Origin of the sequence: Streptodolium elevatio (assembly GCF_040649515.1) — a bacterium.
GTDB classification, from domain to species: Bacteria; Actinomycetota; Actinomycetes; order Streptomycetales; family Streptomycetaceae; genus Yinghuangia; species Yinghuangia elevatio.
Map to the genome: position 1 here is coordinate 13,277 of NZ_JBEZFP010000095.1, position 24,263 is coordinate 37,539.

A 24,263-nucleotide genomic window follows, 5' to 3' on the forward strand; every position below is an offset into this window, starting at 1 on the left:
GGGGCGGCGCGGCGTGCTGCCGCCGCGCACGGGGTGACGCGAGGGAGGGTCACGGCGCACCGTCCTCGGCCCTGCGGCCGAATGCGGCCCGGACGGTGCCCAACCCCTGGATGCGTGCCTCCATCACGTCCCCCGGCGCGGCGGCGACCATGGGGCCCAGCGCGCCGGTGAGCACGGTGTCGCCCGCGCGCAGGTGGTCGCCCTGGGCAGCCAGGGCGTCGGCGAGCCAGAGCGCGGCGTTGAGCGGGTGCCCGAGGCAGGCCGCGCCCGCGCCGACGGAGACCTGCTCGCCGCGGCGCTCCATCACCATGCCGACGGTCCGCAGGTCGATGTCGCGCAGCCGGGTGGGGCGCCCGCCCAGCACGTACAGGCCGGACGACGCGTTGTCGGCGACCGTGTCGGTGATGGTGATGTCCCAGTCGCGGATGCGGCTGCCGACCACCTCGATCGCCGGGAGGGCGAAGGCCGTCGCGCGGATGAGGTCGGCCACGGTGGTGCGCTCGTGTGGCAGGTCGTGTTCGAGGACGAGCGCCACCTCGGCCTCGGCCCGCGGCTGGAGCACCGCCCCGAAGGGGATCTCGGCACCGTCGGGGACCGCCATGTCGTCGAAGAGCACCCCGAAGTCGGGTGTGTCGACGCCGAGTTGCTTCTGCACGGCGGCGGAGGTCAGGCCGATCTTGCGGCCCACCACCCGGCGCCCGGCGGCCACCCGGCGTTCCGTCTGGATGCGTTGCACCGCGTACGCGGCGGCGACGTCGCCCGTGGGCAGCAGGTCGCGCACCGGATCGCACGGCGCGCCGGTCTCCCGCGCCCGGTCCAGCCGGTCGGCCGCCTCGACGAGAATCTGTCGGTCCGTCACAACTTCACACACACATTCGTCGGCTCGGAGAAGAAGTCGAGGGAGTGCACGCCGCCTTCGCGGCCGATGCCGGAGGACTTGACGCCGCCGAAGGGCGTGCGGAGGTCGCGCAGGTTCCAGCAGTTGACCCAGGCGATGCCGACGTCGAGGCGCGGTGCGACGCGGTGCGCGCGCGACAGGTCGGTGGTCCAGACGGAGGCCGCGAGGCCGTACGGGCTGTCGTTGGCCAGCCGTACCGCTTCGTCCTCGCTGTCGAACGGCGCCAGGTGGCACACCGGTCCGAAGATCTCCTCGCGGACGACCGGGTGCGACTCCGGCAGCCCGGCGAGCACGGTGGGTTCGACGTAGAAGCCGTCGTCGCGGTCGTCGCCGAACGACGGTACGCCGCCGCCGGCGAGCACCGCCCCGTCGCGCGCCGCCTGGGCGTAGTAGCCGAGCACCTTGGCCCGGTGCTCGGCGGAGACCAGCGGTCCCAGGCGCGTGCCGTCCTCGTACGGGCGGCCGAGCACCAGGTCCTTGGCGCGCGCCGCGAGGGCGGCGGCGAACTCGTCGAAGACCTCCCGCTGGACGTACACGCGCTCCGTGCACAGGCACACCTGGCCGCTGTTGGTGAACGCGGAGGCCACGGTGCCGTCGACCGCCCGCTCGAAGTCGGCGTCGGCGAAGACCAACGCCGCGTTCTTGCCGCCCAGTTCGAAGGAGACCGGAGTCAGGTTGCGGGCGGCGGCACCCATGATGGCGGTGCCGGTGCGGGTCTCACCGGTGAAGGCGATCGCGTCGACGTCCGGGTGCGAGGTGAGGAACTCGCCCGCGCTGTCCGTCCCGAGCCCGTGGACCAGGTTGAACACGCCCTCGGGAACCCCGGCTTCGTCCATGACCTCGGCGAGCAGCGTGGCCGTGGAGGGGGTCAGCTCGGACGGCTTGGCGACGACCGTGTTGCCGGCCGCGAGCGCCGGGGCGACCTTCCAGGTCAGCAGGAGCAGCGGCAGGTTCCACGGCGAGACGATCGCGACCACGCCGAGCGGGCGGCGCACGGTGTAGTTGAGCGCGCCCAGGCCGTCGGGGGTGGTGGTGCGGTACGCCTCCTCGGCCCGGCCGAGCGCGAGGTCGGCGTAGCTGCGGAAGTTGGCGATGCCGCGCGGGATGTCGACCGAGGAGGCCAGCGCGTACGGCTTGCCGGTGTCCGCGATCTCCGCGGCGACGAACTCCGCGAAGCGGGCCTCGATGCCGTCCGCGATGCGGCGCAGCACCCGGCAGCGGCCGGCGGTGTCCAGATCGCCCCAGGGGCCGGTGAGTGCGGTGCGGGCGGCCGCCACCGCGCGGTCGACGGTGGTGCGGCCCGCGTGCGGGACGCTGCCGAACACCTGCCCGGTGACCGGGTCCACGAGGTCGAAGGGGTCGCCTTCGCTCGCGGTCTCGAAACGGCCGGCGATGTAGTGCGCCCAGCGGGTGGGCCGGGGTGCCGGAGCGGGGGGCTGCGGGGCCACCTGAGGGGCCTCCTCGGGAGAGACGGGACGTTGGGGCGGCGCTTGGCCGCGATGCCGCGCGGCGACTGTGCCGTGTTGAGCGGTGGCGCTGTGCCTTTGGCGCTGTGCGGTCGAGTGGCGCTGTGCGGTGCCGCGTCGGCGTATGCCTTGTGCACGCATCATCCCGAGAAGGAGGCATGCCGAACCAATGCCATTTCGGGTCAGAGATATACCGTGATAGATGTAGCGGCATCGCGGCTGGTCAGCCGGTCAGCTGTTCGGCAGGTCAGCCAATGCGCGGGGCGGCAGGTCGGGTGCTCGGCCGGTGGACGGGCCGCGGGGCGGCGAAAGGCAGGGGACCGCAGGTGATCGACCTTCTCGACGGACGGCTCAAGTTCCGTCATCTCGGGCTCGTGGTCGCGGTGGCCGAGCACGGCAGCGTCGTGCGGGCCGCCGAGGCGCTGCACCTCACGCAGCCGGCGGCGACGCGGACCCTGCGCGAGCTGGAGGACCTGGTCGGCGCGCGCCTGTTCGACCGGGGGCCGCGCGGCATGACCGCGACGGTCTACGGGACGGCGATGGTCGAGCACGCCCGGCTCGTGCTGGCGGAGGTGCGGCGTGCGGGGGAGCACCTGGCCGGGCTCCGCGAGGGCCAGACGGGCACGGTCACGGTCGGGACCCTTCTGGCGGGCACGAGCGTGCTGCTGCCGCGCGCTGTGGCGGCGCTGAAGCGGGAGCGTCCGAGGGTCACGGTCGTGGTGCGCGAGGCGACGTACGACGTGCTGTACCAGCAGTTGCTGGCGGGAGAGGTGGACGTGGTCGTCGGGCGGCTGAGTCCGCCGCCGGAGCCGGGGCGCGTACGCCAGCACGCCCTTTACCACGAGCCCATCCGGCTCATGGCGCGCCGGTCGCACCCCCTGCACCTGGCGGGCCGTGAGGTGGAGCTCGCCGAGACGCTCGCCCACCCCTGGATCCTGCCGCTCGAACAGACCACACTGCGCGGCGAGTTGGAGGCGTTGTTCGACCGCAGCGGGCTCCCGTTGCCGGCCGACCGCGTCGAATGCACATCCATCCTGACGGTCCGCGCCCTGCTGCTGGCGACCGACATGATCGCGGCGCTGCCCGAGCTGGTGGTCACCGGCGACGATCAACTGGCGCCGCTGCCGGTGCCCTTGGAGTCGGTCCGTCGCACGGTCGGGACGACTCTGGTAGCGGGGCGCACGATGACCCCCGCGGTCCGCGAGTTCGTGCGGCACCTGGAGGTCGAGGGCGAGGAGTTGGGCGCGGCCTTGGCCGGTGTGTGACGGGAGTGTGACCGGCGCTCGACCGGCGCCCGACCGACGCCTGATCGGCGTCTGACCGGTCTGTACGCAAGGTGCGCCAGGCGGCACGGCGGGCCGGAGCGGATGGACCGGTCCGCCGTGCCTGTCCCGGAGGGAGCGCCGGTCTATCCGGTGCGACCCAGCAGTTCGCGCACCCGGGCGGCCGACGTCCCCAACCCCGAGATGCCGGGGACCGTGAACGGCATGGACGGTACGGACGCCGTCGCGGGTACGGAGGCTACGGACGGCACGCCCGGCTTCGCCGGCGAGCGCGTGGGCGCGGGCGCGAAGTTGCGTTGCAGCGTGGCCTCGTCGTACCGCTTGACGCCCTGGTGCCAGTGCAAGATGCCGGCGAGCCAGTTGCGCAGGTCGTCGACGTACGCCTCCACGCCCGCACGCGCCGCCGGACTGAGGTCGAAGTCCCCGTACAGAACGGGGAGTTCGTGCGATACGACGTGCTGGAACTGGCTCAGCCGCTGGTTCATCAGGTCGGTGACGATCCCGATCGCCGTGTCGTGGTCGCAGCCGAAGAACGTCTCGACGACGAGCAGCGCGTTGTGCACCTCGCCCTCGAACTCGATCTCCTTCTGGTAGGAGAAGAGGTCGTTGAGCAGCGTCGCGTAGTCGACCGCCGAGTTCTCCAGGGAGCGCACCGGGCCACTGCGGAAGACCTCGTCGGGGACGTCCGCGCCGTGCTTGAGGCGGCACAGGCTCATGGTGAGGTCGGACCCGAAGGTCGCGCGGCGCATCTCGATGTAGTCGATCGGATCCGGTACGCGGTGGTGCGAGAGGTTGGCGACCTCCCAGACGAAGCCGTCGAGCATCTTGCGGACGGAGTCGTGGTAGTCCTGCCGCACGCGTCGCGGCATGGCGGGGGCGGTCCGCATCCACAGGTCGGCGGCGCCGCGCTCCATGACCGTCGCGGGCGCGGGCGGCTCTCCCAGGTCCACGGGCATCTGCGCCATGAGCCGGTCGGCGCGCAGCTTCGCGCCCGCGACATCGCCGGTCCGGCCGTACAGCGCGGGGAAGTAGTCGTCGACGTACGTCCCCCAGGTCAGCCACTTCGCCGACAGGTCCAGTTCCTCCCGCGTCGCGTCCGGGTCGAGCCCGGCCGAGCACAGGGCGAAGTCGAAGCCCTCCAGCATCTCTTCGGTCCAGATGTCCGAGCCGGGATCGCCCGGCTGCGGTTCGAGCATGCCCATCTCGCGGGCCCACGCCACCGATGCCCGCAGCGCGGCCTGGTGGTGCGGACTGACCCGCACCGAGAACGGCAGCGCAAACTGCGGCAACGGCGAGGGACCGACCGGGTGTTGGTGGTGCATGCGGCGTTGCACCCGGTTGAGCGTGGCGACGATGTTGGCGGCCGACATGCCCAGTCCCGACGGCGCGAACGGGAACGGGGGGCTGCCGCCGCCGCTCAGATCGACGCCCTTGTTCATGTAGCGCGACGAACGCATGTGCCATTCGTGGCCGCCGGACTGCCAGTCCTGGAGCCCCTTGACGTACGCGAGGACGTCCGCGCAGCCCCGCGGGTCGGTGCCGTACTCCGCGAACAGCGGTCCCAGCTCCGTGAAGACGGTGTCCTCGAACTGCTGGAGCCGTGAGGTCAGCAGCTCGTTGACGGCGTCCGCGGCCTCCTGCGTGCCGCAGCCGAAGAAGGTCTCCAGGACGAGAACGCCGTTGCTCAGCTCGCCCTCGTCAAGCGTCTCCCGCTCGTACGAGAACAGGTCGTTGCGCAGGTGCACGCCGTCCGCGAACGTCTCGCGCAGCACGCGCAACGGACGCGACTCGGCGATCGCCGGCGGCACTTCCGCCCCGGCCGCGAACTCGACGAGGTTCGCCGACCACGGCGCGCCGCCGACCTTGCGGCGCATCTCGATGTACTCCACCGGATTGGGGATCCGGTGCGCGTTCATGTTCGACAATTCCCACAGGGATTCGTTGAGCAGGTTCGCCGTGTGCTCGGCGAATCGCGCCCGCCAGTCCTCCGACATCGAGGGGACGGTACGCGCCCACAGGTCCGCGAGCCCCGCCTCGACGGGATTCGTCGGCTCCGGGAACCCGCTTGCCAGGTCCACCGGCATGAACAGCGGAAGCCGGTCCAGATAAGCCTTTCCACCGTCCCGGTCCTGCGACCGCTTGTACACCTCCAGGAAATGGTCGTCGAAGAAGAAGACCCACGTGTACCAGTCCGTGACCAGCGACAACTTCGTCTCGTCGCAATCAGGATGGGTGTACGAGCACAGCAGCGCGTAGTCGTGGGCGTCCAGATCCCCGGTGGTCCAGATGCCCGACCCCTCCAGCATCCCCATTTCGCGGGCCCAATCGCGCGTATGCGTCCGCGCCGCCTCGAGATGCGGATTGAGCCGCGCCGGATACGGCATGTAGAACGCCGGCAGTTCGAAAGGCTGCGTCACGAGACCCCCTCGGCCATTCCCCCGATTTCCGCCACCCGGACGACTGGGCATTACCCCGACCGGTTGGCGGCTATCCGGGGGACGGAACAGTCATACAAAATGCCCGGCCGCGAGCTTTTCCGGCGCCTGCCCGCAAAGACCCCACCTACTCTGGAAGTCCGTCGAACAGGAGTGCCGATGACCGAGCAGCGCGACACCGACGACCTGGGGTACGCCGTCCCGGTCCCCGACCGGGTGCGCCGGGTGGTGTCCCTCGTGCCGTCGCTCACCGAGGCCGTCGCGGCCACCGCGCCCGGGCTGCTGGTGGGTGCGACCGACTGGTGCAGCCACCCCGCGGATCTGGACGTGGTGCGCGTACGCGGCACGAAGAACCCGGACCTCGACGCCGTCGCCGACCTCGCACCCGACCTGGTGATCGCCAACGAGGAGGAGAACCGCGTCCCCGACCTGGACGCATTGCGCGACAGGGGGTTGGCCGTCTGGGTCACCCAAGTCCGCACTCTCGACGAGGCGTTCGCCTCGCTGCGCCGCCTGCTGTGCGGCGCCTGCCGACTGGACGAGCCGGAGTGGCTGGGACGGGCCGAGGCGGCGTGGGCACGGATCGACCGTGCCGCCCGGCCGCCCCGGACCGCGGTGGTGCCGATCTGGCGCCGGCCGTGGATGGTCGTCGGGCGCGACACGTTCGCCGGGGACCTGCTACGCCGGTTGGGTATCGCCAACCTCTACGCCGACGACGCGGAGCGCTACCCGCGCGTCGGCCTGGACGACCTGGTCGCCGCCGCGCCGGACCTCGTGGTTCTGCCCGACGAGCCGTACCGCTTCACGGCCGACGACGGACCCGAGTGCTTCCCCGGGACCCGGACCGTCCTGCTGAGCGGCCGTCACCTCACGTGGTACGGCCCGTCCCTGACCGAGGCCGCCGACGAACTCGCCCGCGCACTGCGCTGATTCCGGGCATCCGTCAGGCGTCGCGGCGCAGCAGGGCGGTGGCGCCCAGCGCCAGACAGGCGGCCGCCCACAGCGCGAGAACTCCCAGCCCCGTCCAGGGACCGATCGGCGCCGACGCCATGTCGACCGTCGTCTGGACCGCCATGCCCGCCGAAGCGGGGCCGATCTCGTTGAGCCGTTCCATCCACTTGTCGTCCGAGACCAGCGACGCGAGGACGGGGAAGACGTACAGCAGGCCCAGGACCGCGGTGAGCGAACCCGCGGTGTCGCGCAGCAGCCACGTGATCCCCGCACTCAGCAGGGCGATCAGCACGAGGTAGAGCACGGTGCCGAACGCCGCGCGAGCGGTGGGCCCGTCGGCGAGCGACAGCGGCTCGTAGCCGTGCGCCCGGGTGAAGCCGCCGCCGATCAGCAGGTACCGCCCGACGGCGACCGAGGCGAGGACCGCCGCGGTACCCGCCGCCGCGGCCACCGCCGCCAAGACCGCGGCCTTGGCGCCGAGGACGCGGAGCCGGACCGGCATCGCGGTGAGTGTCGTGCGGATCATGCCGGTGGCGTACTCGCCGGAGACCGCGAGGACCGCCAGCACCGCGACGGCCGTCTGGCCGACCCAGGTGCCGGTCAGGCTGAGCTTGACGACGTCCTCGCCGCAGGATGCGTCGGTGCGGCACTGGTCGGTGTCCACCGCGCCCGTCGTCAGCGCCCCGACGGCTGTGGTGAGCACGACGATTGCCGCGATGAGCCACCAAGTGCTGGTCAGGGTCCGCAGTTTCGTCCACTCGGCGTGCAAGTCCCGGAGCAGGGACCGGACCAGGGATCCGGGGAGGACCGCAGCCCTCCCCGGATCCCGGTGGTCGGCGGCGACCGCCGGAGCCTTGCCCGCTTCGGTGCGCGGGGTCGCGCCGATCCCGATGTTCATGCCGCGCGCCGGCGGATCCGCCACGCGGCCAGCGCCAGCGCGGCGAGCGTGTACAGCAACAGCACGCCGAAACCGGCCCAGGGAGCCTGCGGGTAGCAGCCGTCCTCCGGTATGCACGCGCTGTCGACCTGGCCGAAGTCGTCGGTGGTCCGCTGCACCGCGAACCCGGCCACCGGTGTCGCTTGCATGATGAACCGGGCCGCGTCCAACGGCAGTCCGGACAGCAGGATCTGCGGCAGCACCAGCAGCACGATGATGACGCTCACCGCCGCGGCGGTGTTGCGCAGCAGCGCGCCGAGCGCCATGGCGAACACCGCTACCAGGGCGAGCACTCCGGCGGTGCCGACCACCGCGGCGAACACCCGTCCGTCGCCCAGCGACGGTTCCGGGAACTGCGGCGGCCGGAGGCCCGACGAGCGCAGCAGCGGCTGGCCGATCAGGAACGAGGCGACCGACGCCACCAGTCCGACCGCGAACGCCGCCGTGCCCAACACGAGCGCCTTCGCGGCAAGTACCCGTCCACGCCGCGGACTTGCCGTGAACGTCGTCAGGATCATGCCCTTGCGGTACTCCGCGGTGATGAACAGCACGCCCAGCGCCGCGAGCGGGATCAGGCCGATCATCGCGCCCTCCAGCGAGCGCTGCGCGAGATCGGTCTCGGACTCCATCGGCGCGATGTCGCCGGAGGCGGTGAGGGTGTGCACGCCGCCGGACTCGGACGCCGTGTTGTTCCCGGGGCCGTCGGGACCGGGTCCCTCTCCCGCGGGCCCGTCCGGCCGGTCCGGCGCGCCCGGGACACGGGGCCCGCGCGGGGGTGCGCCGACGTCGACACCGCGGACCGGACCTTCGGTCCTGCCGTCGACGGAGAATCCGTCGAAGGTGCCGGTCGCCGAGGAGGGACCGCCCTCGACCGAGGTCGAGCCGAACTGCCGCTCGACGGCGAACAGCCCCGGGGACGTGACGAACAGCCCCACCTCGGCGCTCGCCGGCAGTCCCTCGAGCGTGGCCGATCCGACCTTGTCCCAGACCACGCCGTCGGCCGACTCGTAGCCGGTCACGACGTTCCCGGCGCGGGTGAGCCGCAACCACCGGGGCGACGACGGCGGCGCGGAGCTGCCCGCCCGGTCGACCGTGAAGTCGGTCTGGAACCGCACCCCGTGCGACTGGGTGAGCATCATCGCCGCGTACGTCGAACCGGGCGTCGTGGACGCCTTCACGATGATGCCGGCCTTGGCCCACGGCGCGGGCTTGCCGCCCCCGAGGGCCATGCTCCTGTCGTCCTCCTCGGCGGTGTCCCGGGTCAGGCCGGTGACCCGTGCGGTCACCGTCCCGTCGCCGGCGAGGGGTTGCCCGACGAACTGGAACGCGTCGACGACCCGGGTGCCGTCCGGTCCGCGCGGCGGTGCTCCGCCGCCGCCCCCGCTCACCGAATCGCCGCCCGCGGAGAGCGTGGAGACCAGGATCGTCACCGCGACGGCGCTCAGCATCACGATCGTCCAGCGGCGTACCGTGCGCAGCTTCGTCCATTCCGCGTGCAGCAGACGGACGAAGCCGTCGCCGCCCCGGGTGAGGGCGGACCGGTAGGCGGCCGGCTTGGGGGGAGTCTGCGTCGTCATCGCCCCTCCCCGGTGTCCGCGCCGCTTGCGCCGTTCATCCGCGCGTCGCCGTCGCCATTCGAGGTAGCCCGGAACTCGGCCGAGTCACGCGTCAGTTCCATGTACGCCTCCTCCAACGAGGCCCGGTGTGCCGCCACTTCCGAGAACGGCACGCCGTGCTCGCCCAGCAGCGCCACGATGCGCTCGGCGGGGAGCCCCGTGATCGTCAGGGTGTCCCGTCCCGTCGCCGCGACGGTGCCTCCCGCATCCGTCAGCACGCCCATCGCCTGGGTGCGCGCGCCGGTGCGCAGCGCCACCCGGTCGCCGGACGCCGCGGCCAGGAGTTCGGCCACACTCGTGTCGGCGATCAGCCGTCCGCGCCCGACCACCACCAAGTGGTCGGCGCTGTCCTCCAACTCGCTCATCAGGTGGCTGGAGATGAGCACCGTGCGGCCCTCCGCGGCGAGCGACCTCAGGAAGCCCCGGATCCAGCGGATGCCCTCCGGGTCGAGGCCGTTGACCGGCTCGTCGAGCAGCAGCACCGGCGGATCGCCGAGCAGCGCCGCCGCGATGCCGAGGCGCTGCCGCATGCCGAGCGAGTAGCCGCCGGCCCGGCGCCGTGCGGCCGAGGCGAGGCCCACCTGCTCCAGCAGGTCGTCGACGCGGCGCGTCGGGACGCCGTGCGAGTGCGCCAGCCACAGCAGGTGGTCCCGGCCGCGGCGGCTCGGGTGCACCGCGGCGGCGTCCAGCAGCGCGCCGACCTCGTACAGAGGTGTGCGGATCGCGCGGTAGGGGAGGCCGCCGATCAGCGCCTGTCCCCCGTCGGGCGCGTCCAGGCCCAGAATCATCCGCATCGTCGTGGACTTGCCGGCCCCGTTGGGACCGACGAATCCGGTGACCTGGCCCGGGCGCGCCGTGAACGACAGGCCGTCGACGGCGACGGCCGGACCGAACCGCTTGCGCAGGTCCGAGACTTCGATGGTTGCGTCCATGCCGAGGAGATTAGGGAGCGGGCGCCACCCGGGTCGTCACGCACGGGAGCCGTCTTGGGCGGCCCCGGCGCGGGGGACCGGGGGAGGCCCGCGTCCCCCGTGCGGGGGATGCCGGGAAGGCTGCCCCGGGGGACGCCGGGCGGCCGACGGGGCGGTGACAATGGCGTACGCGGATCTCCGGCGAGGCGGCCCGCGCCCGGCCGGACCGGGGGAAGAAGGGGACGTACACACCGATGTCGGTCATGGGCAGGATCGCGGCCTCACCGCACGCACCGCTGGTCGCGGGCGTGCTGCTCGGGGTGCTCGCCTTCCTGGAGACCGTCCTGCGCCTGCCGGGGCCGGACGCGGGCTTCGGCGAGCAGGAGCACCCGCTCGTCCTCCTGCTCGCCCTGATCACGACGGTGCCCCTCGTCCTGATGCCGACGCATGCGGTGTCGGCCGCGGTGCTCGTGACGACCGCCAACTTCGTGGCCATGACCCCCTTCCACCTCCTCACCGTCGCGGGGACGGCGGCCCAGCTCACCGTCGTGCACCAGCTCGGGCGGCAGAACAAGCGCGTGCTCGCCGCCCTGCCGGTCCCGCTGTTCCTGGGCTACGCGATCGCCGCCGCGCCCGACCTCGGCCTGGGGGAGCGGACCCTCACGCTGACGCTCGCCTCGCTGACCGCGGCGGCGGCCGGGGCCGGGATCGCCCGGCGGGCCCGCAACGAGGCCCGCGTGTACAGCGCGGCCGCCCAGGCGGTGGCCGACAGCCTGCTCGAACACGCGGCCCGCGGCGAGCGGGCCCGGATCGCCCGCGAACTGCACGACGTGGTCGCGCACCACATCTCGATGATCTCCGTGCAGGCCGAGAACGCCCGGCTGACGACGACGGGCCTGCCGCCCGACGGGGCCAGGCGCTTCCTCGCGATCGGCGACACCGCACGGGCGGCACTCACCGAGATGCGCCGACTGCTCGGCGTGCTGCGCGAGGACGCGGGGGAGAGCCCGGGGCGGAAGCCGCAGCCCGCGCTCCAGCAGCTCATCGAGTTGGTCGACGACGCCCGGGACACCTCGGGCGGGGCGACCCGGCTGATCGTGCACGGGCGCGTCGTGCCGCTGGACCCGGGGATCGAGCTGACCGCGTACCGCATCGTGCAGGAGGCCCTGACCAATGCCCGCCGCCACGCTCCCGGCGCGGCGGTCGACGTCGAACTGCGCTACACACAGACCGGGATCAGGCTGCGGATCAGGGACAACGGGCCCGGACCGCGCGACAGAGGAGGCAAGGTGCCGGGGGCGCTTGCGGGGCACGGGCTGGTCGGGATGCGGGAGCGGGCGGCGATGGTCGGCGGCGAGCTGAACGCGGGGGCGGCACCGGGCGGCGGTTTCGTCGTCGAGGCCCGCCTGCCCGCGCCGGGGGCGCAGGGGGAGGGGACGTGACCGGCACGGCACCGATCAGGATCGTCGTGGTCGACGACCACGAGGTGGTACGCGCGGGCTTCGCGGGCCTGCTGGCCACGCAGCCGGACTTCGCGGTGGTCGGCACCGCGGCCGACGGCGGCGAGGCAGTGCGCGTGTGCGCCGAGGCCCACCCCGACGTGGTGCTGATGGACGTACGGATGCCGGGCATGGACGGCATCGAGGCGACCGAGCGCATCGTCGCGCACGACGCCGGAGCCGACCCCCGCGGCGAGGCGGTACGCGGCACCGCGGCGCTACCTGACGCCGGGCGTCCGGACGACGCCGTGGGGGCGGTCGGTGCCCGGGCCGGCGCACCGCGCATCCTCATCCTGACCACGTTCGACCTCGACGAACACGTCTACGACGCGCTCGCCGCCGGCGCGAGCGGCTTCCTGCTGAAGGACGTCACCGCCGAGCGCCTCTTCGACGCCGTCCGCGTCGTGGCCTCCGGCGAGGCCCTTCTCGCCCCGACGGTGACCCGGCGGCTGATCGCCGAATTCGCGCGCATGCGCCCGAAGCCGCCGGCCCCGGCGGCCGAGGACACGCGCCTCGGAGCCCTGACGCCGCGCGAGACCGAGGTGCTGCGGCTCCTCGCCGCGGGCCTGTCCAACCCCGAGATCGCCGGGCACCTCCTGGTCAGCGAGGAGACGGTCAAGACGCATGTCAGCCGGGTCCTGGCCAAGCTGGGGCTGCGCGACCGCACCCAGGCGGTCGTCGCCGCGTACGAGTCCGGCCTCGTCGTTCCCGGCGGCCCCGCGTCCGGGTGACCGCCGGGACGGCCGGGGTCACCGCTGCCGCCACGATCGCCGGGACCGTCAGGGCGGCCGAGATCGCCGGGGGTCACCAAGATCGCCGAATCGGCCCGGAAACGCACCGATTTGCAGGCCCCCGTCGAGGCGGCCTGCCGTTGCAACGCCTGTGCCGGGGACCTAGCCTGCGCTGACGGGGTGTCAGAACGGGTGGTGGTCGGGGCCGCGGCGTCGACCGAGGGAAGGCGTGTGCCATGGCCAAGGTCGCGGTTGTCGGCGTGGGGATGATCGGCTCGGGGGTCGCGGGTGCACTCGTCGACGGGGGCTTCGACGTCGCCGTGTACGACGTGGACCCGGCGGCGGTCGAGGCGTTCCGGGACCGCGCCGCGGGGGCGGCGACCCCGGCCGAGGCCGCCGCGGACGGGGACGCGCTGGTGGTCGCGGTCTTCGACGACGCCCAGGCGCGAGCGGTACTGACCGGCCCGGACGGCGCCTTCGGCGCGCTGCCCGCGGGGGCGGTCGTGCTGGTGCTGAGCACCATTGCCATGGCCACCTTGGAGGACCTGGCGAAGGCCGGGGCGGAGTCCGGCGTACACGTGGTGGACTGCGGGGTTACCGGTGGTCCCGCCGCCGCCGCGAAGGGGCGGCTGGTGTCGATGGTCGGCGGCGGCGACGAGGCCGTCGCCCGGGTCCGGCCGGTCGTCGAGGCGTTCAGCTCCAAGGTCGTGCACATGGGCGGCCCCGGCACCGGCATGCGGGCGAAGTTGATCCGCAATCACATGCAGTACACCGTCTGGGCGGCCGCCGACGAGGCGCGGCGGATGGCGGAGGCGTCCGGGATCGAGGTGGACAAGCTGCGCGAGGTCGTCGTGGCGGGCGACGAACTGACAGGAGGGCCCACGGCGTTGATGGGCCCGCGGGCCGCCCCCGAGATGATGCGCAGTGCGGCGGCGATGGCCCACAAGGACCTGCGTGCCGCGATGGCGCTGGCCGACGAGGTCGGCGCGGAGGTGCCTGTCGCGCGTCTCGTCGAACCTGGCTACCACCGGGTGTTCGGTCTCGAGGAGTACGACGTCGAGCAGGCCGCCGCGGAGCCCGCCCCGGCGGAGGAGGACGCCCGGGCCCGGGGCCTGCGCATGATGTCCGCGGTGTACAGCCTGCCGATGAGCCTGGAGGGGGCGAGCGGACCGTACCTCGACCTGACGGTGGACCACCTCTTCGGGGAGATCTGGAGCCGGCCCGGACTCGACATCCGGCAGCGCCGGTTGCTCACCATCGGTGTCCTCGCGGCGCTGGGCAAGGACGACTTGCTGGAGATCCAGTTCTCCAGCGCGATGGAACGCGGCGAGCTGACGGGCGATCAACTGCGCGAGGTCGTCGTTCACTTGGCGCACTATGTCGGCTGGCCCCTGACCTCGGGACTCGGCGGCCTGGTGGAAAAGCTGGTCCGCAAGCAGGAGTCCGCCGCCCGTGCCGCCGAAGGATTGGCCGAGCAGCCCGCCGACCCCCGGCCACGCTCGTAGAGGGCAAGTCTCAGGCGGTCACGGGACGTTCGTCGCCGTTCTCGGGCACGCGGTCGCGCTGCCGTACGCGGTGGCCGGGGCGCGGTACGCACTGAAGACCGCACCCCGGCGCGCCTGACGGACCTTGCGTCCGAACGCCTGTCCCCACCCGCGCGGGGACAGGCCGACGCCCGTCACGAGGCCGAAGTGTCCGACTCGGCACCGGGCGTCGTGCCGGCCGTCGAGCCGGGCATCGGGACCGCCTTCTCCGCGGCGCGGCTGGTCTCCTCCCACGCGGACCAGGTGGCCATGCGGCCGCGGGCGATGTCGAACGCCAGATCGTACACCATGCTGCCGAGCAGCAGGCGCAGCGGCGGCTCGTCGCTGGCGACCAGCTTGAGCAACGCCTCGGCGGCCAGACGCGGTTCGCTGTCGACCGAACCCTCGGCCCACTGCTTCTCGAGTTCGGCGCGGAGCGGGGCGTACGCCTCGACCGGCGTCGTGTGGCGCATCGCGGTGTACAGGTCGGTCCAGTAGCCGCCCGGCTGCACGATGCTGACCTTGACGCCGAACGAGGCGGCCTCCATGGCCAGCGCCTCGCTCATGCCCTCCAGGGCGAACTTGCTTGCCGCGTACATGCCGGACAGCGGGAACCCGGCCAACCCGCCGATGCTGGAGATCTGCACGATGTGCCCCGACCCCTGCTCGCGCAGGTGCGGCATCACCGCCTGGCTCACCCACAGCGCGCCGAAGAAGTTCGTCTCCATCTGCGCCCGGGCTTCGTCCTCGGTGAACTCCTCGATCATGCCCATCGAGAGGGTTCCGGCGTTGTTGACCACGATGTCCAGCCGGCCGAATGCGTCGACGGCCTGACCGACGGCGGCGAAGACCGCGTCCCGGTCGGTGACGTCGAGGGTGAGCGGCAGGACGCGCCCCGGGTGGGCGGCGGCCAGCTCGTGCAGCGCGTCGTCGCTGCGTGCCGCGGCGGCGACCCGGTCCCCGGCGCCGAGCGCGGCCTCGGCGAAGGCGCGGCCGAGGCCCCGGCTCGCACCGGTCACGAACCAGACGCGGCCCTCGGCGGCGGTGCTCGCGGCGACGGGGGCGGCGGTCACTGGGGTGCGCATACGGTGTCTCCTCGCTCTAGACGAGACGTTGCGTCTCGCTTGATGCCATGACTATGGCCGGTGGATTCCGGTCTGTCAAGACGGTCCGTCTCGTCTCGTTCCCTGCTACCGTCCTCCCATGGCCGAGCAGCAGCACAAAACCCAGAAATCCCCCAACGCGGCGCGGCGCAGCCAGGCGTCCCGCCACGCGATCCTGACCGCCGCCTTCGACCTGGCCGGCGAGATCGGGTACGCGAAGCTGAGCATCGAGGCCATCGCCGCCCGGGCCGGCGTCGGCAAGCAGACGATCTACCGCTGGTGGCCGAGCAAGGGGGCGGTGCTCTTCGACGCCTTCCTCATGCTCACCACCGGCGACCCGGGCGAAGGCGAATCCGCGGGTGGTGCCGCCGCCGGGAGCCCCGGCGATCCGGGCGGTCCGGCCGAGGTCCCGGCCGCCGCGCTCCCGGACACCGGCGACATCGAGGCGGACCTGAAGACCGTGCTCCGGGCCACCGTCGCGGAGATGGCCGACCCCCGCTACGACCTGCCCATGCGGGCGCTGACGTCCGAGGTCATGAACGACCCCGAATTGGCCGCCGCGTACGTCGAGCGCCTGCACAAGCCCGTCGAGAACCTCAAGCTGCGGCGGCTGCGCGCGGCACAGGAGGCCGGGCAGATCGCCGCCGACGTCGACCTCGCCGCGGCGGTCGACACGATCTGGAGCCCGCTGCTCAGCCGGTGGCTGCTGCGCACCGGTCCGCTGGACGCGGATTACGCCGATCGGGTCGTCGAGACGGCGATGCGCGGACTGCGTCCGCGCGGCGGCAGCGCCGACATTTAGCGCCACGCTCGGATCGAATCGTGGCTCTGTGTGATCGGTCGAGAGGCGGAACGTGATCGTCGGTGCGACAGTGAAAGGGAGTTCAGCCCGTGAACTCCCCAAGGAGGAACACACCATGGCCAAGCAGAAGGCCAAGCCGCATCTTCAGGACAAGAGCCCGATGTTCTCCGAGCCCGCGCACCGTGCCGACGCGGCCCAGGCGCGCGACCGTTCCGCTCAGGACCGGCCGCAGGCGCAGGACAACGCGTCCGACACGCTGGTCGCCGAACACGACGCTCAGCAGGACCGCCGCGCCAAGGGTCGCAAGCAGTCGCGCGGCAGCGACACCGGCCCGAAGGGCCGCAAGCGCCACTGACCGGCGCAGCTTCCGGACCCCGGGTCCCCGGCGCCACGCGCGGGGGACCCGGGGTCCCGCGCCGAGTGGGCGCCGTCCGGTCCCCGGGCGGTCCGTTCGCACGCGCGTCGTCCGAGTAGGACCATGAACTGCGGGAAGCAACACGCAGGCCTTTTGCTGGGAACCGAAGAAGGTTGCGCCATGACGATCCACGAACGCGCTGTCGAGGTGGCCGCGTCGCAGGACACGGTCTTCCACGTGCTGTCCGATCCGCACCGCATCCCGGACTTCATCGGCATGGTCACCCGTGCCGACGACCACGGCCCCGATTCGGTGACGCTGACCGCCGTCGACCGTGACGGCGGAAGCCACTCATCGGTGTTGCGCACCCACGCCGACGGCGACGAGATGCACATCGCCTGGGAACTCGACTCGCCACGACTGCGCGGCGAGATCGTGGTCGCGCCCGGGCCCGACCTCGAGGGCTGGAACCACTGCATCGTCCGCGCCGCGGTCGACGAGGGCACCTGGCCCGGCCTGCCGGACAGCGCCGAGGCGCGGTCCGGCTACAGCCGCACCCCCGGCAAATTCGGCGGTACGCCCGGCCACGAGGGCCTGGCCCTCGGCCCGGTGCCCGACGGCCCCGCCGGGGCCCTGACGGTCGTCGACCCCGCGAAAGGCGACGTCGTGGTGCCGGGCGAAGCGCTGGAACGTGTCCTCGCGGAGATCCGCGACCACTTCGCCGAAGCCGCCCACCGCACCTGACGCTGCCCCCGCCGGAAGGCACCGGCGGATCGACCGGACAAGCGCCCCGCGCTTCGCGCGGGGCGCTTGTTTGCGCATGCACTCGCCGAATCGGGCTAGTGGCTCCACGAGAGGAGCCGTCATGTCCGCGAGTGGCAGCACAGTTCAGGAAGCCGGGCGGGAAGCCGCCGGCAGCAGATGGTTCGGCGCGCTTGCCCGCGTCGGGCTGATTGCGCGCGGCGTCAACTACGTCCTGGTCGGCGCGCTCGCCGTGCAGGTCGGCGCCGACGCGACCAGTGAGGAGGCGGACCGTCAGGGTGCGTTGCGTGCGGTGGCCGAGCAGCCGGGCGGCAGCGCGATGTTGTGGGCGATTGCGGTCGGGTTCGCGGGCCTTGCCATCTGGCGGTTCGTCGAGGCGCTGTACGGCCAACCGGTCCCCGACGGCGACAAGGCGACCAAACGCCTGACCTCGCTGGCCAGGAGCGTTCTGTACGCCGCCATTTGCGCTGGTGTCGTCGCCTTCAACCTCGACGACAAAAGCGGAAAGCAGGGCGGCGGCGGGCAGTCGTCCGACAAGCAGTCCAAGGACATCACCGCCCGCACCATGGAACAGACCGGCGGCCGCTGGCTCGTCCTCGTGGTCGGCCTGACCGTCGCGATAGCCGGCGTCGTCATCGTCGTCAACGCACTGCGGCGACGCTTCACCCGCAAGCTGAAGCTCGGACAGATGTCCAAGGAATCGCGCCGTCTGGTGGAAATCCTGGGCGTCATCGGCCGGTCGGCGCGCGGTGTGGTGATCTGCGCGGTCGGCGTGTTCCTGACCGCGGCGGCCGCGAAGTTCGACGCGCAGGAGGCGAAGGGCCTCGACGACACGCTGCGCGAGACCGCGAGCGGCCCGCTGGGGCCGTGGCCGCTGTACGCCATCGCGGCCGGCCTGATCGTCTTCGGCGTCTACTGCGCCTTCGAGGCCCGCTACCGCAAGGTCCATCCGAAGAACGCGAAGCGCTGAGCGCGCCCGGTCCGTTGGGGTCGCCCGGTCACCTGGTCATCAGGACCCCCGGTCGTCCGGCCTCCCCGAAGTCGGTCACTTCGCTTCGGCGTAGCTGTCCACGATTACCGGCACCATCGGCAGCCGCACAGGCGTGTCGCCGAACACGAGCCCTCGCGCCTCGTCCGCGGAGCGCGTGATCGTCTCGGCGACCGCCTCGGCGGTCTCGCGCGGCGCGTGCACGATGATCTCGTCGTGCTGGAAGAACACCAGATGCGGGCGGGCCCCCGACGGGCTCGGCGGGAACCGCGCGAGGTGCTGCCGCAGCGTCGCGAGCAGCACCTCGGCCCAGTCGGCGGCGCTCGCCTGGATCACGAAGTTGCGGGTGAACCGCCCCCGGGCGCGCGTCGACCGGCCCGCGGCGTCCGCATCACCGTCACCGCGCTCCGCACCGCGGTCGGACGTCCTGTCGAAGCCGCCCTGGCCGAAGGCGCGTTCGGGCCCCGGCTCACCGCCGGGGTCGGCGCGGTCCAGCCACTCGGGCGACGGCGGCGGGCACGGGCGGCCGAGCACCGACCGTACGATGCCGCCTTCTTCGCCGGTCCGGGCGGCGGCTTCGACGAAGCCCATGGCCTGCGGGTACTGGCGGCGCAGCGTCGCCAGGAGCGGGCCGATGTCGCCGCTGGTCTGCCCGTACATCGCGCCCAGCAGACCGAGCTTGGCCTTGTCCCGGTCGCCGCGGAACGCGGCGGCGGCCAAGGCCTCGTACAGGTCGCCCGCGGCGGCGGTCCGGGCCAGGCCCGCGTCGCGCGACATCGCGGCCAGCACGCGGGGTTCGAGCTGGGCGGCGTCGGCGACGACGAGGCACCAGCCCGGGTCCGCGACCACCGCGCCGCGCAGGATCCGGGGGATCTGCAGCGCGCCGCCGCCCTGGCTGGCCCAGCGCCCGGAGACGACACCGGCAACCACGTACTCGGGACGGAAGCGTCCGCCGCGTACCCACGTGTCCTGCCACGCCCAACCGTGCGCGGCATGCAGGCGCGACAATTCCTTGTGCCGGATAAGGATTTCCGCGGCGGGATGGTCGACACCGCGCAGGTAGTGCGAGCGGAGTGAGGTCAGGCGGATACCGCGTTCGGCGAACGCCTTGACCACCTGCTGGTGCGAGTCGGGGTTGAACGGCTTTGTCCCGAGGGCCTCGTGCAGCCGCGCGTTCAGGTCGGCGATGCGCTGCGGCACGGCACCGGCGATCTGCGGACGAGGGCCGAGGAGTTCGGTCAGCAGGCGGTTGTGCACGTCCACGCGCCAGGGCAGTCCGTTGTACGCCATCTCGGCCGCGACCAGCCCGCCCGCCGACTCCGCCGCGACCAGCAGCCGGAACCGGGCCCGGGCACCGTCGTCGCCGATCGCCGCGACGCGCCGCAACTGGTCCGAGTGCACCGCCACGACGGCGTCCAACGCATCGACCCCGGAGGGGAGTTGCAGCCGGTCCGGGGCGAACAGGCTGCCCTGGTCCGCCGCTTGGGCGCCCATGGGCAAGTCGTCCGGGACCGGGAGCCCGCGCAGCCGGGCCCATGCGGCGCCGAGCGAACGCGGGTCGCCGAAGTGGCCCTCGTGCGCACGCAGCAGCGCCTCGGTCAGCGCGAGGTCGTGGCAGCGGCCCACGCGGACCGGCAGGAGCGGCGCGTACGCGCTGTCCGAAGTCGCCCACACCCAGCGCGGCGCGTGACCGCCGGATTCGATCGCGTCGACCGCCGCCGCCAGATCCGGCACCCGAAACGGCGCCCCTTGCGCGGAGCCGTCCTCGCCCAGCGCGAGCAGTCGCCCGCCGGCCCCCTGCGCGTCCGGGACCACCGCGACGCGGGCCGCGGGCGCCCAACCGGGTGGGAACCCGTCGCCCTGCTGCCCGGCGACCTGCGCCATGTCCGGGGGCGTGGGTCCGCGGTGTGCGGGTCGGTGTTGCCGGGGGCTGTGCTGGGAGGGGCCGTCCTGCGTGGGTCCGTGCGGTGGGGAACTGTCCTGCGGGGAGCTGTGGTGCGGGAAGCTGGGGTACGGGGAGTTGTGCCGCGGGGAGTCGTGTGGCGTCGGCCGGTGTTCGGGCTGCGCGTGCGGCCCCGGCCCGGCCCGTCGTGCACCGGGCGCTGTCGGCCCTTGCTGTCCCCGACCCTGGTCGTAGCGGGGCCCGCCGGCCGCCATGTCCGCGCCTCTCGCGTCGTCGGGCGCGGAAGCGCGCACGGGGTGCCTCCTCACCGCCTTGCGGCGGGTCGCGGCCGGAGCCGGGGGTCGACGGACATCCGAGGATAAAACGTCACGCGCCGGGATCCGGGGAGGGGGCGGTCAGGCGCCCTTCGGTGCGCCGGTGGCGGTGGCGGCGCTCTCCTCCTCCTCCGCCTCCTCCAGCGAGCCCGCGGCTTCCTGCCGCTCCGCTTCCTCGCGGACCGTGCGCAGGCGTTCCGCCATGGCGTCGGTCCGGGCCCGCAGACCGGCGGCGCGGGCTGCGGCGTCCTCCGTCATCGCGGGTGCGGGAGTGACCGCGACGCCCTTCGCACGCGCGGTCGCCACCAGGCTCTCCGCCACACCGGGCTGGTGCGCGAGGAGCGCGGTCGCGAACAGGCTCGCGGTCAGCGTCTTCTCGCGGCCGAACAAGCCCTTGTAGGTGATCTCGTACGGCACCTCGACCGCGTCCAGCCGCCGCTCGGCGGCCTGCTCCAGCGACGCGAGCATCACCGTCGCGGCGGCCTCCACCGCCTTGCCGACCACCCACTTGCGGCCGGGCAGCGGCGGCAGTACGTCACGGATGCGGTCGACCTCGCCGTCGAGGCCGTCCGTGGTCATCACGGCGAACGCCTCGCGCATGCGCAGCCCGGTGACCTTGCCCCAGGCGATGTCCTCGCCGTCGAAGCCCACCTCCTCCGGCCCGAAGCGCACCGCGCCGAGGCCGTCGAGCGGACGCAGCAGACGGGCGGTCGCGGCCGGGATGCGCGGGTGGCGGCAGATGAGGACGCCGAGGGAGTGCTCCCACACCGCCGTCGCCGGTGCGTCCGGGACGGTGATCTCGCCGAGCGCGGAGCGGGCCCAGTCCCCGGACGCGATGTTGTCGCGCCGGGCGCTGATCCCGCGTCCCACCGCACTGCGACCGGCCGAGGCCGCCGACCCGACGGCGCCGCCTATGCCGCGTACGCGATCCCCGATGCCCATGCGTCCCTCTCCAGAGTCCCGTCCGAACGGCTGCCCGCCGACCATCCGGATCACCCTAAGCGTCCCGGCGGCCTGGCGCCGGACCGCGCGGCGGAGCGCTCGGGCGACACCGAGGGCGGTACATCCGCAGAGGGCTCGCGTGCTGTGGAGAGCACGGCGCGGATCCCTCACACGAGGCAGGCCACGACCGCCCGCCTGGTGCGCAAGTTCAGTGTGCTGCTTGCCAGTTCAGGTATCCCGAGGCGTCGATCACCGCGAGGCGGGGCGCTTCGGCGCCGCCGAGGGCGGCTTGTCCGCGCAGGGCCGGAGCGCCCGTTTCGAGCGCGACGGCAACGTCCTGGAGCATTGCACCGATCGACGCCCACATCGGTACGCCGAGCCCCCATTGCTCGTGGTCCCAGAGGAACACCGCTCCGTGGGACTCGCCCGCTCGGAGGTCGACGACGAGTCCGTCGCCGCCGGCGGACATCGCGATCGGCAGCAACTCGGGCAGGAAGCGCGGCTCGGGTACACCGTTCCCGTCGACCGCGGGCCCTTCCTCGTCCGCGACGAGCAGCCAGATCTCCCGTGTCTCCAAGGCGTCGTCCAGGCTCATCGGTGCGAACACCTCGGGAATCCAGAAGTCGGCACGGATGCCCGTCAGCCGCCACCACGCCCGTAATTCCGCCGGGAGCGCGACGCGCAACTCGGCCTCGACGGCGGCCAGGCGCGCGTCGTCCGCCGCCGGCCTGGCCGGGGCCGGACGGCAGCGCGAGGTGAGCCAGGCGTCGATTCGGCTCCACGAGTCGCGCACTTCATGATCTGCCACGTCAAGGTCTGCAGAGGCCATGGCCGGGAGTGTGTCAGGCAGCTGCGCCATCCCGGCGACGGCGGCCCCTGGTGGGGGTGCGGGGGACGCAACGTAGGCTTCCGGCAGGGAACACATGCGGGGAGCGGCGAGTGGCGGTTGTTCTGGTGGTCGTGGCCATTGTCGCGCTGGTCGCGGCCATCATCGCGGTGCACTGGTACGTGTGGCGTCGCATGGTCCGCGACACCACCCGCCCCGGCGGCCCCGCGCGACGCGTCGGCACCGTGGTCGTCGTCCTCCTCCCGCTCGTGAGCTTCGGCGCGACGCTGTCCACGCGCGCGGAGGCGCCGTTCACCCTGCAACGCGTGCTCGCCTGGCCCGGCTATCTGTGGCTCGCGACGCTGCTCTACCTCGTGCTCGCGCTCCTCGTCGGCGAGGCGGTACGCCCGCTGCTCAGCCGCTTCCTCGCCCGCCGCGACGCGGCGACCGCCGCACCTGGCGGCGAACCGGCCCCCGGCAGGGCCTCGGAAGACCAAGACCCCGCGCACACCCCCGCGCACAGCCTCGCGCACGAAGCGCTGCCCGAACCGGTCACGGTGCCCGCCGACGTGCCCGGTACGCGCGCGTCCGCCGACTCCTTCGGCGCCGACCACCCCGAGCCGCCGAGCCTGCCCGCCGTACCGCCGCGCAACGCAGCCGAGCCCGACCCCGGAGCCGAACCAGCCGTGTCCCGGCGCCTGTTCGTGTCCCGCACGGTCGCCGTCGGGGCCGCGGCGGTCGCGGCCTCCACGGTCGGGTACGGCGCGTACGGCGTCCTGCGCGGGCCGCGCGTCAAGCGCGTCACCGTGCCGCTCGCCAAACTCCCGCGTGCCGCCCACGGGTTCCGCATCGCGGTGGTCAGCGACATCCACCTCGGGCCGATCCTCGGCCGCGGCCACGCGCAGCGCGTGGTGGACGCGGTCAACAGCACGAACCCCGACCTCATCACCGTGGTGGGCGACCTCGTCGACGGCTCGGTGGACAACCTGCGGTCCGCGGCCGAGCCGCTGCGCGGGCTGCGGGCCAGGCACGGGGCGTTCTTCGTGACCGGCAACCACGAGTACTTCTCGGGCGCGGACGAGTGGGTGGAGCACGTACGCGAGCTCGGCATCCACCCGCTGCAGAACGCCCGGGTCGAACTGCCCGCCTTCGACCTCGCCGGGGTCAACGACTTCGCGGGCGAGGACGAGGGCGACGGCCCCGACTTCGCCGCGGCCCTCGGCGACCGCGACCGTACGCGCACCTCGGTCCTGCTCGCGCACCAGCCGGTGGCGATCCACGACGCCGTCGACTTCGGGGTGGACCTGCAACTGTCCGGGCACACCCACGGCGGACAGCTGTGGCCGGGCAACTTCGTCGCCGAACTGGCCAACCCGACCGTCGCCGGGCTGGAGCGCTACCGCGACACGCAGCTCTACGTCACGCGGGGCGCCGGGGCATGGGGGCCGCCGGTACGCGTCGGCGCGCCCTCGGACGTGACACTCGTGCAACTGGCGTCCCGCCAGGCATGATCATCACATGACACCCGAAGAACTGAAGGCGGCGTGCCTCGCGTTCAACGGCGCGAGCGAGGAGTTCCCGTTCCCGCGCAATGCGCATGTGTCCGTGTTCAAGGTCGGCGGCAAGATCTTCGCGCTCGGCGCGCTGGGCGACACGCCGCTCACGGTGAGCCTCAAGTGCGATCCCGAGCTGGCGATCCGGCTGCGCGCCGAGTACCCGGCGATCGTCGGCGGCTACCACCTCAACAAGCGGCACTGGAACACCGTGACGCTCGACGGAAGCGTCCGCGACGACCTGGTCCTCGACATGATCGAGGACTCGTACGACCTGATCGTTGCGGCGCTGCCGAAGATGGAGCGCCTGAAGCTCGACTGGCCCGGAGAGAAGGCCCGGGGCTCCGAGTAGGCCCCGCGGTCCTCGACGGCCTAGGGAGTGTCTTCAAATTCGCGTCGGTTAGCCCGCGGGCCGTGGTGCGTGCGCTCGCAAGGCGCGGGCCGCAGCTCGGCCTGGGTTTGGCC

Annotated in this window: 21 protein-coding genes; 11 read left to right on the forward strand and 10 right to left on the reverse strand. The window is 73.0% G+C overall.

Annotated features, from left to right (window positions below; genetic code table 11):
- Positions 1-49: 49 nt before the first annotated feature.
- Positions 50-859, reverse strand: coding sequence for a 2-keto-4-pentenoate hydratase (gene mhpD / locus AB0C36_RS29540; RefSeq protein ID WP_358359845.1), 810 nt, complete (start codon positions 857-859; stop codon positions 50-52).
- Entirely contained in the window at positions 856-2,346 is a 1,491-nt protein-coding gene (locus AB0C36_RS29545) for a 2-hydroxymuconic semialdehyde dehydrogenase (RefSeq protein ID WP_358359847.1), read from the reverse strand. Before AB0C36_RS29545 ends, mhpD begins: the two co-directional genes overlap by 4 nt.
- Positions 2,347-2,690: 344 nt before the next feature.
- Here AB0C36_RS29545 and AB0C36_RS29550 point away from each other — a divergent pair, with 344 nt between their 5' ends.
- The gene (locus AB0C36_RS29550; protein WP_358359849.1) at positions 2,691-3,629 is read left to right on the forward strand and encodes a LysR substrate-binding domain-containing protein; all 939 of its coding nucleotides are present in this window, start codon (positions 2,691-2,693) and stop codon (positions 3,627-3,629) included.
- 143 nt (positions 3,630-3,772) lie between these two features.
- Here the strand turns inward: AB0C36_RS29550 and AB0C36_RS29555 are convergent, their stop codons facing one another.
- Positions 3,773-6,064 carry a terpene synthase family protein gene (locus tag AB0C36_RS29555; protein WP_358359851.1) on the reverse strand — a complete coding sequence of 764 codons (2,292 nt, stop codon included), beginning with the start codon at positions 6,062-6,064 and terminating at the stop codon, positions 3,773-3,775.
- A gap of 177 nt (positions 6,065-6,241) precedes the next feature.
- Between AB0C36_RS29555 and AB0C36_RS29560 the strand changes: the two genes are divergently transcribed.
- A complete protein-coding gene (locus AB0C36_RS29560; RefSeq protein ID WP_358359854.1) occupies positions 6,242-7,012 on the forward strand; it encodes a helical backbone metal receptor in 771 nt (256 codons plus the stop codon).
- A 13-nt stretch (positions 7,013-7,025) separates the two neighbouring features.
- Here the strand turns inward: AB0C36_RS29560 and AB0C36_RS29565 are convergent, their stop codons facing one another.
- Genes AB0C36_RS29565 through AB0C36_RS29575 form a run of 3 tightly spaced genes read right to left on the reverse strand, consistent with a single transcriptional unit; the run spans position 7,026 to position 10,518 of the window.
- Positions 7,026-7,955 carry an ABC transporter permease subunit gene (locus tag AB0C36_RS29565; protein WP_358359857.1) on the reverse strand — a complete coding sequence of 310 codons (930 nt, stop codon included), beginning with the start codon at positions 7,953-7,955 and terminating at the stop codon, positions 7,026-7,028.
- Complete coding sequence (locus AB0C36_RS29570) at positions 7,928-9,547, reverse strand: DUF1349 domain-containing protein (RefSeq protein WP_358359859.1); 1,620 nt, start codon at positions 9,545-9,547, stop codon at positions 7,928-7,930. The genes AB0C36_RS29565 and AB0C36_RS29570 overlap by 28 nt, the downstream gene beginning before the upstream one ends.
- On the reverse strand, positions 9,544-10,518 hold the full coding sequence (locus AB0C36_RS29575; RefSeq protein ID WP_358359861.1) for an ABC transporter ATP-binding protein: 975 nt from the start codon (positions 10,516-10,518) through the stop codon (positions 9,544-9,546). The genes AB0C36_RS29570 and AB0C36_RS29575 overlap by 4 nt, the downstream gene beginning before the upstream one ends.
- Before the next feature lie 242 nt (positions 10,519-10,760).
- On the opposite strand from AB0C36_RS29575, the gene AB0C36_RS29580 reads away from it, so the two are divergent.
- From AB0C36_RS29580 to AB0C36_RS29590, 3 genes are all read left to right on the forward strand, one after another.
- Positions 10,761-11,939, forward strand: a complete 1,179-nt coding sequence (locus AB0C36_RS29580; protein WP_358359862.1) for a sensor histidine kinase — start codon at positions 10,761-10,763, stop codon at positions 11,937-11,939.
- Positions 11,936-12,727: a response regulator gene (locus AB0C36_RS29585; protein WP_358359865.1), complete on the forward strand. Its 792-nt coding sequence runs from the start codon at positions 11,936-11,938 to the stop codon at positions 12,725-12,727. The genes AB0C36_RS29580 and AB0C36_RS29585 overlap by 4 nt, the downstream gene beginning before the upstream one ends.
- Positions 12,728-12,963: 236 nt before the next feature.
- The gene (locus AB0C36_RS29590; RefSeq protein ID WP_358359867.1) at positions 12,964-14,232 is read left to right on the forward strand and encodes an NAD(P)-binding domain-containing protein; all 1,269 of its coding nucleotides are present in this window, start codon (positions 12,964-12,966) and stop codon (positions 14,230-14,232) included.
- A 173-nt stretch (positions 14,233-14,405) separates the two neighbouring features.
- Here the strand turns inward: AB0C36_RS29590 and AB0C36_RS29595 are convergent, their stop codons facing one another.
- On the reverse strand, positions 14,406-15,335 hold the full coding sequence (locus tag AB0C36_RS29595; protein ID WP_358359869.1) for an SDR family oxidoreductase: 930 nt from the start codon (positions 15,333-15,335) through the stop codon (positions 14,406-14,408).
- Positions 15,336-15,453: 118 nt separating this feature from the next.
- Here AB0C36_RS29595 and AB0C36_RS29600 point away from each other — a divergent pair, with 118 nt between their 5' ends.
- The 4 genes from AB0C36_RS29600 (at position 15,454) to AB0C36_RS29615 (ending at position 18,242) form a co-directional block, all read left to right on the forward strand.
- A complete protein-coding gene (locus tag AB0C36_RS29600) occupies positions 15,454-16,155 on the forward strand; it encodes a TetR/AcrR family transcriptional regulator (protein WP_358359872.1) in 702 nt (233 codons plus the stop codon).
- 115 nt (positions 16,156-16,270) lie between these two features.
- The gene (locus AB0C36_RS29605; protein WP_358359874.1) at positions 16,271-16,510 is read left to right on the forward strand and encodes a hypothetical protein; all 240 of its coding nucleotides are present in this window, start codon (positions 16,271-16,273) and stop codon (positions 16,508-16,510) included.
- 180 nt (positions 16,511-16,690) lie between these two features.
- Positions 16,691-17,254 carry an SRPBCC family protein gene (locus AB0C36_RS29610; RefSeq protein WP_358359876.1) on the forward strand — a complete coding sequence of 188 codons (564 nt, stop codon included), beginning with the start codon at positions 16,691-16,693 and terminating at the stop codon, positions 17,252-17,254.
- A gap of 121 nt (positions 17,255-17,375) precedes the next feature.
- Positions 17,376-18,242, forward strand: a complete 867-nt coding sequence (locus AB0C36_RS29615) for a DUF1206 domain-containing protein (RefSeq protein ID WP_358359879.1) — start codon at positions 17,376-17,378, stop codon at positions 18,240-18,242.
- 75 nt (positions 18,243-18,317) lie between these two features.
- Here AB0C36_RS29615 and AB0C36_RS29620 read toward each other — a convergent pair whose 3' ends face one another.
- The 3 genes from AB0C36_RS29620 to AB0C36_RS29630 form a co-directional block, all read right to left on the reverse strand.
- Positions 18,318-20,144, reverse strand: coding sequence for a bifunctional 3'-5' exonuclease/DNA polymerase (locus tag AB0C36_RS29620; protein ID WP_358359882.1), 1,827 nt, complete (start codon positions 20,142-20,144; stop codon positions 18,318-18,320).
- A gap of 414 nt (positions 20,145-20,558) precedes the next feature.
- On the reverse strand, positions 20,559-21,419 hold the full coding sequence (locus AB0C36_RS29625; RefSeq protein ID WP_358359884.1) for a hypothetical protein: 861 nt from the start codon (positions 21,417-21,419) through the stop codon (positions 20,559-20,561).
- Between the two features lie 208 nt (positions 21,420-21,627).
- Positions 21,628-22,248, reverse strand: a complete 621-nt coding sequence (locus AB0C36_RS29630) for an SMI1/KNR4 family protein (RefSeq protein WP_358359886.1) — start codon at positions 22,246-22,248, stop codon at positions 21,628-21,630.
- Positions 22,249-22,358: 110 nt separating this feature from the next.
- Between AB0C36_RS29630 and AB0C36_RS29635 the strand changes: the two genes are divergently transcribed.
- Together AB0C36_RS29635 and AB0C36_RS29640 are read left to right on the forward strand one after the other, a co-directional pair.
- A complete protein-coding gene (locus AB0C36_RS29635; protein ID WP_358359888.1) occupies positions 22,359-23,756 on the forward strand; it encodes a metallophosphoesterase in 1,398 nt (465 codons plus the stop codon).
- 7 nt (positions 23,757-23,763) lie between these two features.
- Positions 23,764-24,150: an MmcQ/YjbR family DNA-binding protein gene (locus AB0C36_RS29640; protein ID WP_358359890.1), complete on the forward strand. Its 387-nt coding sequence runs from the start codon at positions 23,764-23,766 to the stop codon at positions 24,148-24,150.
- Positions 24,151-24,263 lie beyond the last annotated feature (113 nt).